We start from the raw sequence: 13,378 nt of genomic DNA, 5'->3' as shown, positions 1-13,378 counted from the left end.
CCATGCCCACTAAAAAACAACCGCTGCTTTGGGGCTGCCTGACCTGGGAGGAGATCGCTTCTCTGCGGGCCGGGGGGATGGAGATGGTGCTCCTTCCCGTGGGGGCCACTGAGCAGCACGGGCCGCATCTTGGCACGAGCGTTGACACGGTCTCCGCAACGCGACTGGCCGAAGCGGTGAGCGCGGCGACGGGGGTGCCGGTGTTACCGAGTGTGGCTTATGGTTGTTCGCTGGGGCATTCGCAGAAATGGCCTGGAACCATTGCGCTTCAGCCGCAGGTGCTGATCGACACCGTTGTGCAGATTTACGACTGGGTGTACTCGGCGGGTTTCCGGCGGCTGCTCATGATCAACGGGCACGTCACTAACTTCGCTCCGTTGCGCTGCGCGCTGGAGGTGATCCGGAACCGGTTTGAGGATTCGATGGTCGGCATCCGGAATGTTGGCGAGCTGAGCCCGCGCGTTCGTGACGCCTATTTTTGCGACGCGGAGGATTGGCACGCCAACGCCGCCGAAACCGCGCTGATGCAGGCTCTCGCGCCGGAACTCGTGCGACCCGGGAAGATCGCCGAAGCCGACGATCCCGACCGCACCGAAGGTCTGATTTTTGCCCACCCCGTGCACCACACCAGTACCAATGGCGTCACCGGCTTTCCCTCGCGGGCCTCGCGGGCTAAGGGCGCGCGGCTTTTCCAATGGATGGTGCGCGACCTCTCGGCCCAGGTGCGCCGGGCGCTGCGCGAATCCGCTCCCATTTCCTCCTCTCTACCCAAACATTCATGAAAACCGATTCCGAAATCCAGAACCTCAAGGAAGATTTAATTCGCAAAGGGGTCAAGTATTGCATCGGCGCTTATGTGGACATCCATGGCGTACCCAAGGCCAAGTGTGTTCCCATTGCTCACTTCGAACACTTCGCCGAAGGGTCCGAAGCCTACACCGGGTACGCGCTCGACGGCCTCGGGCAGGCTCCCAATGACGAGGAAATCCGCTCGGTGCCGGACCTCGCAACGGCGATCCAGCTGCCATGGCAGCCCGAAGTTTGCTGGTTTGCGGCCGACAACGCTTTCCAGGGCAAGCCGTATAATTTCAGCGCTCGCGTGGTGCTCCAAAAGGTTCTCGCCGAAGCGGCCTCGCTCGGCTACCGCTGCAACCTCGGCATCGAGTGCGAGTTCTTCGTTTTGAAATACGACGACGGTAAGCTCTCCGTTCCAAATGCGGACGACAACCTCACCAAGAGCTGCTACGACGTCAAACGCCTGCTCGATTCCTTTCCGCTCATCGACCGCATGGTCACGACGATGAACGACCTCGGATGGGATGTCTATTCGCTCGACCATGAGGACGCCAACGGGCAGTTCGAGCTGGACTTCAAATACAACGACGCGCTTTCCATGGCGGATCAGTATGTTTTCTTCCGCTACATGGCCAAGAAAATGGCGGCGGATGAAGGGCTGCTCGCGACGTTCATGCCGAAGCCCTTCGCCGACAAGACCGGCAACGGCGCGCATTTCAACATGTCGCTGGCGGATCTCAAGACGGGAAAAAATCTCTTCGTCGTCGATCCCAAAGACGACCCGAACGGCCTGGGCCTAAGCCCGTTGGGCTATGCGTTCGTGGGCGGCATTATCAAACATGGCCGCGCGCTTTGCGCCGCCTTTGCTCCGACGGTCAACAGCTACAAGCGGCTCATCCGGCGCGGCTCCATGGCTTATTATTCCTGGGCTCCGATCTTCAACTCGTTCGGCACCAACAACCGGACCAACTCGATCCGGGTGCCTCAGGGTGGGGGGCGCTGTGAGAGTCGCAACGCGGATTCTTCCTGCAACCCATATCTTGCCGCGGCGTTGGTTTTCGCCGCTGGGTTGGAGGGAGTTCGCGAAAGCATCAATCCTGGCGCTCCCCACAACGAGAATCTTTACGAGTTCACCGACGAGGAACTCCGCTGCCGGGGCATCCAGCCGCTGCCCAAGACGCTCCAGGAGGCGGTCGATGCCTTCGAGGCAGATCCGTTCATCGAGAAGGTACTCGGCAAGGGATTGCGCGATGAGTTCGTGGCTTACAAACGCCAGGAATGGACCGACTACCACCAGACCGTCAGCCAGTGGGAAATCGACCATTACGCTCGGCTTTTTTAGCAAATCTCCAGCAAACATTGTCAACAGGTCACTCCATTGTTAACACTCAACTAAATAAAAAAAATGAAAGCAAAAGCATGGCTCATGACCGCGGTCGCGGCCCTCGCTCTGACTTCGGTCTCCTGGGCGAAGCCGCTGAAAATTGGATATAGCGATTACCCGTCGTGGACGGCTTGGCAGATCGCCAAGGAGAAGGGCTATTTCCAGAAACACGGGGTGGATGTGGAACTTGTTTGGTTCCCGATCTACACTGATTCGCTCAACGCCCTTAACACGGGCCAAATCGACGCTAACTGTCAGACCTGGAGCGACACTGTCGCCCCGCTGGCCGAGGGGGTGAAGCTGACGGCCATTCTGGTCAACGACTACTCCTGGGGCAATGACGGCCTGCTTGCCAAGCCCGGCGTGACTTCAGTGAAGGACTTGAAGGGCAAGACAGTGGCCACTGAGCTGGGAACCTGCGATCACTTCCTGCTCCTCAAGGCGCTGGAGAAGAACGGGCTGACCGAGAAGGACATCAAGTACAAGAACATGACCGTGCCGGATGCTGCCGCGGCTTTCCTGAGTGGCAAGGTGGACGCTGCCGTGGTCTGGCAACCGTGGCTCTCGCAAACTCAACGCGAGGGCAAGGGGAAGATGATCTTCAGCTCGGCTGACATCCCCTACCTCATCCCCGATCTGCTCGTGGTGCAGTCGAAGGTGCTCGCTGACCGCTCGGCGGAATGGCAGAAGGTCGTCGATGCGTGGTTTGATGTTTATAAATTCATCAAGACCAACGAAGACGAGGCGGTGGCGATCATCTCAAAGGTGGTTGAACAAAAGCCGTCTGACTATAAAGTGTTTATGCCCGGCTGCAAATTCGCTGACCAAAAGCTGAATGTGGCCGCGTTTGAAAAAACCGATAAAGACAGTTCGCTCTATGGCAGCGGTAAAACCATTGCGGATTTCCTCAAGGCGACGGGCCAGATCAAGACGGTCCCCAACTTTGGACCCGCGCTGGATGCGACCTATGTAAAGGCCGCGGCCGCCGCGCAAAAGTAACCTTACTCTCCAACCAAACCCGAAGGCGGGCCCGGGCTTTTCCAGATAAGGGCCCGCCTTCACTTCTGGCTGAAAAATTCATGACCACAGAAATCAACGTCGCTCCCCCCGCAGCGCCGGCGCCGCCGGTGACTCCACCGCGCAAAGTTCGCCAGAGCGCCCACTGGTTCGATCTGCGCAAAGACATTCCGGCATGGGGGTACAAAACGCTGACGGTTGTGAGCTTTTTGGCTCTGTTTTCGCTTTGGGCATGGCTCAGCCACCAGGACTTCGTTAACAAGATTTTTCTGCCTCAGCCGGAGAAGGTCTGGACGACGTTCGTGCAGTTGCTGGACGACGACAATATGTGGACGGATATCAAGGTCAGCTTCATCCGCGTGACCGCCGGGTTCCTGCTTTCCGCCGTATTGGCGCTGCCCATCGGGCTGCTGCTGGGGTCCTATAAAATCGCCGAAAGCGTGGTGCAGCCGCTGGCGGAGTTCATCCGCTACGTGCCGGTGCCCGCGCTGATCCCGATGCTGATGCTGCTTTTCGGGATCGGGGAGCTGGCCAAGATCATGCTGATTTTTATCGGCACCTTTTTTCAGATGGTGCTGATGGTGGCGGATGAAGTGCGCCGCGTTCCCTACGAACTGCTGCAAGTCAGCTACACGATGGGCGCGAAGCGGGGCGAGATTGTCAGTAAAGTGCTCCTCAAGGCGGCCATGCCGGGCATTTTCGACGTGATGCGGCTCTGCAACGGGTGGGCTTGGACGTATCTGGTGGTGGCCGAGCTGATCGCCGCCAATGAGGGCATGGGCTACCGGATTTTGAAGTTTTCGCGCTTCCTACAAACGCCCAAGATTTTCGTTTACCTGATCCTTCTGGGTGTGATCGGCCTGACGATCGACATCCTTCTGCGCAGAATCAACGCCCGGCTCTTCCAATGGGCTGATACCACCAAACGATGAAACTCCAAGTTCAAGACCTCGAAAAAGCCTACGCGACTCGCAAGGGCGTGGTGCAGGCGGTGTGCCCGACTTCGTTTGAAGTGGGCGATGGGGAATTTGTTAGCCTCGTGGGCCCTTCGGGCTGCGGAAAATCGACGACGCTCTATATGCTCTCCGGTTTGGAGGAAGTGACCGGCGGGCGTATTCTGCTCGACGGAAAGGAAGTGCGCGGGCCGGGCGCCGACCGCGGCATGGTGTTCCAGAATTACACGCTTTTTCCGTGGCTGACGGTGTTGGAAAATGTGCAGTTCAGCCTCGGGCTGAAGGCGAATTTCCGGCCCGGCGAACAGACGACAGCCGAGATCATGAGGCTCGTGGGGCGCTCGTACTTTCTGCTTGATTTGATGGGGCTCCACGATTTCTACGATGCCTATCCGCGCGAGCTTTCGGGCGGGATGAAGCAGCGCGTGGCCATTGCGCGGGCGCTGGTGAATCAGCCGAAGATTCTGCTGATGGATGAGCCCTTTGGCGCGCTTGACGCCCAGACCCGCGAGGAGATGCAGGAGATGCTGGCGCTCTTAAGCCAGTATGAAAAAACGACCATCATTTTTGTAACGCATGACGTGGAGGAGGCTATTTTTCTCTCCTCGCGTATCCTGGTGTTTTCGTCGCGCCCGGGGCGGATTATCAGCGACATTGCCGTGCCGTTCGGACGGGATGAAAGGACGCTCAATCTCAAGGTTGAGCCGGAGTTCATGCGGATGAAGCGGGAAATCATGACCCTGCTTCACGGCAGCCAGAATAACAAAGCCGAGGATCGCAAGACACTCCTCGAGAAGCTCGTGCAGAAAGCGTAAGGGAAAGATATTTCACGCAAAGACGCAAAGAAGGCATGTACGTCTCTTCTTTGCGCCTTTGCGTGAGACTTAATGCCTTTTGGCTTTAATCGTATTACTTGCCTTTGTGCCGGAGCAGGCGCAGGGCGTTGGCGATGACGAGCAGCGTCGCGCCGGTGTCGGCGGTGATGGCCATCCATAGCGAGGCGTGGCCGCTGAGGGCGAGGGCGATAAATAGCACCTTGAGCCCCAGCGCAAAGCCGATGTTAAACCGAATGATGGAGAGCGTCCGCTCGCCAAGGCGAATCGCGTCGGCGATTTTGCCAAGGTCGTTCTGGATGAGCGCCATGTCTGCCGTTTCAAGCGCGGTATCGGTACCCGCACCCATGGCGATGCCGACGGTGGCCGCTGCCATGGCCGGGGCGTCGTTAACGCCGTCGCCGATCATGCCGACGTGGTATGAGTGAGTGATCAGTTCGCGAACTTTTTCGATTTTCTGCTCCGGCAGCAAGTCGCCGTAGGCTTCGTCGATGCCGGTTTTTTTCGCGATGGCGCTGGCGGTGCGCTGGTTGTCGCCGCTGAGCATGACGATTTTCTTAATCCCCATGCGGTGCAGCGCGGCGATGGCCTCGGGGGCGTTCGCACGGACGGCGTCGCCCACGGCCAGGATGCCGAGGACCTCGCCTTTGCAGCAGTCATGCGGCTTGTGGCCGACGACGACGACCGACTGCATGTCGTTCTCGATCTCGGCGAGCTGGCGCTCGATCTCGTCGGAGCAGACGGCCATTTCGTGGGTGAAGCGGTGGTTGCCGACAAAGTAGTGGTGGCCGTCGATGGTGCCGTCGGCGCCGCGTCCGGCTCGGGTCTGGTAGTTCTCGGCGCGCGGGAAGGTGTGCGCTTTTTCCTCGGCGTAGCGGACTACGGCCTGGGCAAGGAGATGATCGGAGTGGACGTCGAGCCCGGCGGCGATGCGGAGGATTTCCGCCTCGGTCTTGGAGTTGAGCGGGATGACCCGGGTGACGCGCGGTTTGCCTTCGGTGATGGTGCCGGTTTTATCCACGGCCAGCGCGTTCAAGCGGCCAACGGCTTCGAGCACCGCGCCGCCTTTGATGAGGACGCCCCGGCGGGCCATGGCGGTGAGGCCGGAGACGATGGAAACGGGCGTGGAGATGACGAGTGCGCACGGGCAGGCGATGACGAGCAGGACGAGCCCGCGGTAGAACCATTCGCCCCATGCACCGCCGAAAAGCAGCGGTGGGGCGAGGATGACGGCGAGCGCCGCGGCCATGACGGCGGGGGTATAGTAGCGGGCAAAGGTATCGACAAAGCGCTGCGAGGGGGCTTTCTGCGCCTGCGCTTCCTCAACCAAGTGGATGATCTTGGCGATGGCGGTGTCGGTGTACGGCTTGGAGGTGCGGATCTCCAGCGAGCCCGCGCCGTTGATGGTCCCGGCGTAAACGGTGTCTTGCGGGGCTTTGTCGACGGGCATGGATTCGCCGGTGATGGGGGCTTGATCGACGGCGGAGGTCCCGGCTTCAACGACGCCGTCGAGCGGGATGCGCGCGCCGGGCCGGATGGCGATGACTGAGCCCACGGGAATCTGCTCGACGGGGACTTCGCGGAAGTCGGCCCCTTGTTGGAGGAGGGCCGTTTCGGGGGTCAGCTTGATGAGCGCCTGCACGGCCTTGCGCGCCCGGGCGAGGCTGAGGGCTTCGAGCAGTTCTGAAAGCGAGAAGAGGAAGCAGACGACGGCGGCCTCGGACCATTGGTGGATGGAAAGCGCGCCGAGGACGGCGGCGCTCATGAGGACGTTCATGTCGAGCGAGCGGCGTTTGAGCGCCTGCCAGGCCTTGGGGAGGATGAACCACCACCCGGCGACGATGCCGATGGCAAAGGCGGCGTCCATGGGGGCCTCGGGGCCTTTGTAAAACCACTCCAGCAGCAGGCCCGCGCCGGTGAAGAGGCCGGAGAGGGCGACGGAGACGCGGCGGGAAAGTTTGTTGTCGGCGATTTCGTGGTTCTCCGGTGCGGCTTTGAGCCCGGCGGTGGCGATGGCGGCGATGAGGGCCTCGGGGGTGACGCTCTGGCCGTGGAAGATGGTGACTTTCCCGGCCATTAAGTTGACCCGCAGCTCGCGTACGCCGGGGAGGGGGTCCAGGACGTCTTCGATGGCCTTGATCTCGTCAGCGCAGTCCATTCCGGCCACTTTCAGAGTGGTCTGGACTTCGCCGCTTGCGCCGGGGTTGAGCAGGGTTTCTTGGGGCGGGGTGGCGCGCTTGCCGTGGTCATGGCAACCGCAATGCCCTTCATGGCCGTGGGACTTCATGGGGGTTAATCTAGTTGAGAAACAGTCTCAGATGCAATCGGATTCTGGAACTGCTCTTTCCCCGGGGTCGACGGCGGGGGCTCTATTTCAAGGGCCGCACGACCATGATGCCGACGTCGTGCTTGTACCGGCGCAGGTAGCCGTCGATGGTGTCATCGACGACGACTTTGCCGTAGTTGCGCGGCGAGGAGGCGTGCATGAAGTGGACCCTCCCCGCAGAGTCGCGGATGGCCAGGCCGACGTGTGAGGTGGCGACGTAGCTGCCGACGTCTTTCGAGATGATGCAGATGATGTCGCCGCTGTGGATTTTCGCGGAGGCGGATTTCACGCGGCCGAGCGGGATGCCGTACATGGGCAATTCTGTGACGCGGGCTTCCATGCGGGCGATGCCGTCGCGCAGGGCGGGGTTGGCGCGCATGTAGCGGTATCCTTTCCAGCCGTGGGTCATTTCGGAGGCTTGATGCGGCATTTTCACGCCGCCGAGCGCGCGCGTGAGGTCGCGCACGAGGCCCCTGTTTTCGTTGTCGATGGACCATTCTTCAAGGTAGTGAAGCCGGGAGAGGTAGGAGCCGGTGCAGGTGCCTCCACGGTAACGGTCGAGCTCGATGTAGCGGAGCAGCGTTTCGGGCGTCCAGTTCTCGCGCGGTTCCTCGATCATGCGGGCGAAGGCGAGCGAGGTTTCAAAGAAGGTCCAGCAATCAAGGCCGTTGAAGTTGACCGAAACGGCTTCGACGCGGTCGTCGATCTCCAGGGTGTGCGATAGATAGGGTGTACCGACGAGCGCCCGGCCCACGGTGGCCACGCGGTCGCCGATCTCCAGCTCGCGCCAGTTTTCCCGGGCGGCTTTTTCGGCCAGCTGGTTGAATTTCTCCCGGCCCTGGAACCGAACGCTGAAGGGGAGGCTCGATGTGGTGGTGTTGGCCGGTTTCGCCCAGGCGGCGGGGGTGGCGAGAAGGGTCAGGGCCGCGAAGACCCCGAAGAACGGGAGTAAGAGGCGCGTGATGACGGACATGGGAAGCAATAGATCCGCTCTTTGCTCCCCATGTCAAGTTTCGCTGATGATGGCTAGGGTCTGCTGGCCGCCGCGATCTGCCGGTGGGTGAGGATGCCGCCGGGAAGGTTCTTGGCGCGGAAACCGTTCTGTAGCAGGATGCGCGTGGCGTAGTAGCCGCGCTGGCCCACGCGGCAGTAGACCTGGATCTCGCGGTCGGCGGGTAGTTCGCCCAGGCGGGAGCGCAGCTCGGGCAGGGGAACGTTCACGGCTCCCTCGAGGTGATCTTCCTGGAATTCATCCGGGTCGCGTACGTCCAGAAGGAAGGTGCCGTCGGCGGCGAGGTCGTCCCAGTGCGCCAGCGGGTTGTCGCCGCGCAGGGCGTTGGAGGCGATCATCCCGGCAAAATTGACCGGGTCTTTGGCTCCGCCAAACTGCGGGGAATAGCAAAGCTCCGCCTGTTCGAGATCGTAGACCGTGCCGCCGAACTGCATGGCCGTGGCGATGACGTCGATGCGCCGGGCGACGTCGGCTTCGCCCACTGCCTGGGCGCCGAGAATGCGGCCGTCGGATTTGCGGAAGAGGACCTTGAGGTTGATGAGCTTGGCCCCCGGGTAGTAGCCGACGTGGTGGGCCGGGTGGAGGTAGATTTTTTCGTAGTCGGTGATGCCCGCGCGCTTGAGGGCTTTTTCGCTGGCTCCGGTGCTGGCGACGGCCATGTCAAAGACGCCGCAGATGGCGGTTCCCTGGACGCCGCGGAACCGGGAGTCGCGGCCGCAAATGACGTCGGCGGCGACGCGCCCCTGGCGATTGGCGGGCCCGGCCAGGGGAATGAGCGTGGGCTGGCCGGTGACGAGGTCCCGTGTTTCCACGGCGTCGCCGACGGCCCAGATGTGCGGGTCGCTTGTGTGCATTTGGTCATCGACGCGGAGGCCCCCGCGTTCCCCGAGCGCCAGCCCGGCGGCTTTGGCGAGGCCGTTTTCCGGGCGCACGCCGATGGCCAGGATGACCAGGTCGCCCGCGTGGGTCGCGCCGGATTGGGTCTTGACCGCGAGCTGCCCCCCGGGGGGTTGCTCGAAACCGGCCACGCCGTCTCCAAGCGCCATCCGGATGCCGTGGGCTTCCAGGTGTTCCTGGATGGGGCGGGCCATCTCCGGGTCGAGCGGCGGCATGACTTGGTTGAGCATTTCGACCACGGTTACGGAAAGCCCCCGGTGAGCCAGGTTCTCGGCCATTTCCAGGCCGATGAAGCCGCCGCCGACGACCACTGCGCTGCGGGCTTGCTTGGCCTCGATCCAGGCGCGGATCTCGCGGCTGTCGGGAATGGAACGCAGGACGAAGATGCCGGGGAGGTCGATCCCGGGAAGCGGTGGGCGGATGGCGGAGGCGCCGGGCGAAAGCACTAGGGCGTCGTAGCGTTCGCGGTACACGCGGCCCGAGGCCAGGTCGCGCACTTCGATCTCCTGCTTCTCCCGGTCGATGGCGAGCGCTTCGTGCCGGGTTCGCACTTCAATGTTGAAACGGTTGCGGAAGAGCGCTTCGTTGGCCAGGAGCAGCTTTGACTCTTCCTTGATGACTCCGCCCACGTAGTAGGGCAAGCCGCAGTTGGCGAACGAGACGTAGGGACCGCGGTCGAGGAGGATAATCTCTGCGGTTTCGTCCAACCGTCGGCAGCGGGTTGCACATGAGGCGCCGCCCGCGACGCCGCCGATGATGACTATTTTTTTTGCGCTCATAGAGGTCACTTTTGTGGTTTGGAGTTTAGGAACAGCAGGACCCGCCGCAGCAGTTGCCGCCACCCCGGCGCTGGTTCCAGGGCATCCGGGCGATCAGGCTTCGCATCGGGCAGACGCCTGTGGTACCCGCCACGATCAGGCCGAGGCCGACGAAGCCGGAAAGCCAGATCCAGTGGGGATTGACGAAGTGCGCCAGCAGCACGCCGATGACGACGAGCGATCCGATGGTGATTTGCAGCTGCCGATCTAGCGGGAGTACGGTGCTTTTCTCCCGCACCACGGGGAGCCCGGCGTCTACCCAGGCCTGGGTGCCGCCCTCGACGACCACGGTTTCCTCAAACCCTTCTTCGGAAAAGCGCGCCGCGGCTCTTTTCGCGCGCACCCCGCTGTGGCACAGGATATAGATGGGCGAAGACAAGTTTCCTTTTTTCGAAGCGATGAGCGCGCCGTAGTCGAGGCCGTCGAGCTGTTCGAGCCGCGCCTCGGCGACGTGCACGGCGGCGTACTCGGCCGGGGTCCTGACGTCGATGAGGTCGATGGCTTCTCCGGAAGAGAGAAGCTTATAGAGTTCGGTAACGGTGATCGTTTTCATGGGTGATGGATGGAGTCGGGTAAGGTTTTGATGTTTGGCAAAAAGGGAAAAAGATTTGGAAAATAAAAATCAGCGGTTCTTCTCTCGTGCGGCGTGCAGTTCCTCAAGGCAGCCGAAGACTTTCTTAATACAGGGGGCCGCGATCCGGTAGAAAACCTGCTGGCCCCGGCGCTCGTCGGTGACAATCCCGGCATTCCGGAGCACGGAAAGGTGGCTGGAGACGGTGGAGGTATCGCAGCCAATGAGCTCCGTGAGATCGGCGACGCAGCGTTCACCACGCGTTAGGACGTCGACGATTAAGAGGCGGCTCGGATGGCCCAGGGCTTTGAAAACCCCGGCCCCGTCGCGGTATTCGTTGGCGGGGCGAAGTTCGGTGCTCCGGGCTGCTCGTGTTTGCATATTTGGAAAAATGCCAAAATATCAACGGATTGCAAGCGCTTTTTTTGGGGGGAACGCGGGCGAATTTCAGAGGGATTGGGGTTTTACCCGGGGCGCGGGGGCGGCTACACTGGTGGCAATAAACCAGCTGTTCTATTATGAAACTCACATCGATCGGAGTCATCCATTCGCCCCATCTGCAAGCCGCGGGAACGCCGGTTCAGCCGGTGTTTGCAAGCGGTATCGAGGGAACCCTTGAGCTGAATCCCGAGTACGCCGGCGGGCTGAAGGACCTTGAGGGGTTTGACCGCATCTGGATTCTGTACTGGTTCGACCGGGCTGCCGAGGCTCGGCTGGAAGTGACGCCTTATTTGGATACGCGGCCCCACGGGATTTTCGCCACCCGTTCACCCAGCCGCCCGAATCCGCTGGGTATTTCGTCCGTGCGGGTCCGGCGCATCGAGGGGAACCGCATTCATATTCTCGACGTGGATGTTCTCGACGGCACGCCGCTCTTGGATATCAAGCCGTATGTTCCGGCGTTCGATGCCTTCGCACCCGAGCGGATCGGCTGGTTTGCAACGGCGAAAAATCCCCCGGTGGCCGACGACCGTTTTGAAGCGAAACGTTAAACAAGCGCCCCCGGCCGGTGTGTTGTTTTACGGTATGTGACAACGCCGCTAGGCTTTGCGACAGACAACGAAACTAAACGTCACATAACTGTTACATCTCCATTGAATTGTTACAATCAATGACTTGAGAGGATAGCTAAACTAATGGGATAAGACCGCGCCTTAAAACGGCAACGCTGTCCCATGAATTTATCTCAACCAACTCGCCCAAAACTACGTCGCGCATTGATGGCGGCCGTGGCGCTGGCTGGGGTGTGGATGGCGGGAGCGCTTCCCGCGAAGGCGCAGGACGGGCTGTATATTAAAGAATATCGCGTGGAAGGGGCGGCGCACTTGCCCCGGCGCGATGTGGAGCGGGCGGTTTACCGGTATCTCGGGCCGGGACGCTCGGACAAGGATGTGGAGTTGGCCCGCGCGGCGCTGGAAAAGGCGTACCGCGACAACGGGTTCCAAACGGTCACGGTACAGATTCCCCAGCAGCAGGTGCAGGATGGCGTGGTGCTCCTCCAGGTTACGGAAATGACGGTGGGGCGGCTTCGGGTGAAGAACAGCCGGTACTTTTTGCCTAGTGACATTAAAAAGCAGGCGCCTTCGTTAAAGGAAGGCACCGTGATGGATTTCAACGCGGTTTCCGCGGATATCGTGGCGCTCAATCAGAACCCCGATATGCAGGTCACGCCGTCGCTGCGGGCGGGAGCGGAGCCCAATACGGTGGATGTCGATCTGGATGTGAAGGATACGCGCCCGCTGCACGGCAGCCTTGAGCTAAATAATCGCTATAGCTCGGACACGAAACCGCTGCGTTTGAATGGCTCCATTCGCTACGACAACCTGTGGCAGCTCTATCATTCGGTGGGGGCCAGTGTCCAGGTGGGGCCGGAAGATGTGGGCGAGGTGAAGGTGTTTTCGGGGTTCTATACGGCGAGGTTTTCGCAGGTGCCGGAATTGAGCCTCACGATCCAGGGGACCAAGCAGGATAGCAATGTTTCCACGCTAGGAACGACCGATGTCGCGGGCAAGGGTGAGTACGTGGGGCCGCATATGACCTGGGTCTTGCCGAATGGGAAAGATTTCTACCACTCGTTTAACGCTGGGATCGACTACAAGCATTTTGAAAACAACGTGTTTACCGAGGGGGTGCTCAACGATACGCCGATTACCTATTGTCCCTTCAGCTTCGGCTACGGGGCTTCATGGGTGAAGAAGGGGTCGGTGACGGAATTCAACGGCGCAATCAATACGCACTTCCGCGGCATGGGGGACGGCCCGAGCTCGTTCGACAATAGCCGCTACAATGCGCGCAGTGACTATATTTATTTTCGGGGTGATCTTGCCCATACGCACGATTTGCCGTGCGGGTTCCAGGTTTTTGGAAAAGTGCAGGGGCAAATTTCCGATCAGCCGCTCCTCTCCAACGAACAGTTTAGCGCGGGCGGGTTGACCACGGTACGCGGCTACCTGGAGTCGGCGGCGATGGGGGACAACGCACTGGTGGGGAATGTGGAACTGCGCTCGCCGTCTTTTGGGCAATGGGTGAAGATGCACGTGGATGACTGGCGCGTGTATGTCTTTACCGAGGGCGGGGCGCTCAATAAACACGATCCGCTTCCCGACGAGGAGGCCCACTATTCATTGGCGAGCTGGGGGGTGGGGAGCCGGATTCGGGTGGGCGAGCATTTGAACGGCTCCTTTGATCTCGGAATTCCGCTAATAGGAGTGGGTAGTACTACTCCGCATGACGTTCTCTACACCTTCCGCCTCTGGGCGGACTTCTAATTGA

Annotated in this window: 12 protein-coding genes; 7 read left to right on the top strand and 5 right to left on the bottom strand. The window is 60.8% G+C overall.

Annotation, left to right across the window (positions count from 1 at the left end):
- The first annotated feature begins 2 nt into the window (after positions 1-2).
- The 5 genes from B2828_RS16860 to B2828_RS16840 all read left to right on the top strand — a co-directional run bounded on the left by B2828_RS16860 (position 3) and on the right by B2828_RS16840 (position 4,964).
- Entirely contained in the window at positions 3-782 is a 780-nt protein-coding gene (locus B2828_RS16860; protein WP_479634942.1) for a creatininase family protein, read from the top strand.
- Positions 779-2,137 (top strand): type III glutamate--ammonia ligase, encoded by a 1,359-nt coding sequence (gene glnT / locus B2828_RS16855; RefSeq protein WP_479634941.1) that lies wholly within the window; start codon positions 779-781, stop codon positions 2,135-2,137. The genes B2828_RS16860 and glnT overlap by 4 nt, the downstream gene beginning before the upstream one ends.
- A 63-nt stretch (positions 2,138-2,200) precedes the next feature.
- Positions 2,201-3,178 (top strand): ABC transporter substrate-binding protein, encoded by a 978-nt coding sequence (locus B2828_RS16850; RefSeq protein ID WP_479634940.1) that lies wholly within the window; start codon positions 2,201-2,203, stop codon positions 3,176-3,178.
- A gap of 80 nt (positions 3,179-3,258) precedes the next feature.
- Positions 3,259-4,128: an ABC transporter permease gene (locus tag B2828_RS16845; protein ID WP_479634939.1), complete on the top strand. Its 870-nt coding sequence runs from the start codon at positions 3,259-3,261 to the stop codon at positions 4,126-4,128.
- Positions 4,125-4,964, top strand: a complete 840-nt coding sequence (locus B2828_RS16840) for an ABC transporter ATP-binding protein (RefSeq protein WP_479634938.1) — start codon at positions 4,125-4,127, stop codon at positions 4,962-4,964. Before B2828_RS16845 ends, B2828_RS16840 begins: the two co-directional genes overlap by 4 nt.
- Before the next feature lie 94 nt (positions 4,965-5,058).
- Here the strand turns inward: B2828_RS16840 and B2828_RS16835 are convergent, their stop codons facing one another.
- The 5 genes from B2828_RS16835 to B2828_RS16815 form a co-directional block, all read right to left on the bottom strand.
- Positions 5,059-7,269 carry a heavy metal translocating P-type ATPase gene (locus tag B2828_RS16835; RefSeq protein ID WP_479634937.1) on the bottom strand — a complete coding sequence of 737 codons (2,211 nt, stop codon included), beginning with the start codon at positions 7,267-7,269 and terminating at the stop codon, positions 5,059-5,061.
- Between the two features lie 82 nt (positions 7,270-7,351).
- On the bottom strand, positions 7,352-8,281 hold the full coding sequence (locus B2828_RS16830) for an N-acetylmuramoyl-L-alanine amidase-like domain-containing protein (RefSeq protein WP_479634936.1): 930 nt from the start codon (positions 8,279-8,281) through the stop codon (positions 7,352-7,354).
- A gap of 53 nt (positions 8,282-8,334) precedes the next feature.
- Complete coding sequence (locus B2828_RS16825) at positions 8,335-9,996, bottom strand: FAD-dependent oxidoreductase (RefSeq protein ID WP_479634935.1); 1,662 nt, start codon at positions 9,994-9,996, stop codon at positions 8,335-8,337.
- A 25-nt stretch (positions 9,997-10,021) separates the two neighbouring features.
- Entirely contained in the window at positions 10,022-10,588 is a 567-nt protein-coding gene (locus tag B2828_RS16820; protein WP_479634934.1) for a rhodanese-like domain-containing protein, read from the bottom strand.
- Between the two features lie 69 nt (positions 10,589-10,657).
- The gene (locus B2828_RS16815) at positions 10,658-10,987 is read right to left on the bottom strand and encodes an ArsR/SmtB family transcription factor (protein WP_479634933.1); all 330 of its coding nucleotides are present in this window, start codon (positions 10,985-10,987) and stop codon (positions 10,658-10,660) included.
- 137 nt (positions 10,988-11,124) lie between these two features.
- Between B2828_RS16815 and tsaA the strand changes: the two genes are divergently transcribed.
- Both tsaA and B2828_RS16805 read left to right on the top strand, forming a co-directional pair.
- On the top strand, positions 11,125-11,598 hold the full coding sequence (gene tsaA, locus B2828_RS16810; protein ID WP_479634932.1) for a tRNA (N6-threonylcarbamoyladenosine(37)-N6)-methyltransferase TrmO: 474 nt from the start codon (positions 11,125-11,127) through the stop codon (positions 11,596-11,598).
- A gap of 183 nt (positions 11,599-11,781) precedes the next feature.
- Complete coding sequence (locus B2828_RS16805) at positions 11,782-13,374, top strand: ShlB/FhaC/HecB family hemolysin secretion/activation protein (RefSeq protein WP_479634931.1); 1,593 nt, start codon at positions 11,782-11,784, stop codon at positions 13,372-13,374.
- The last annotated feature ends 4 nt before the right edge of the window (positions 13,375-13,378 follow it).

It is taken from the genome of Spartobacteria bacterium UBA695 (assembly GCA_002298145.1).
Lineage (GTDB): Bacteria > Verrucomicrobiota > Verrucomicrobiia > Chthoniobacterales > Chthoniobacteraceae > UBA695.
The sequence above is the reverse complement of the archived record's forward strand: the minus strand, read 5'-3'. Positions and strand labels throughout refer to the sequence as shown.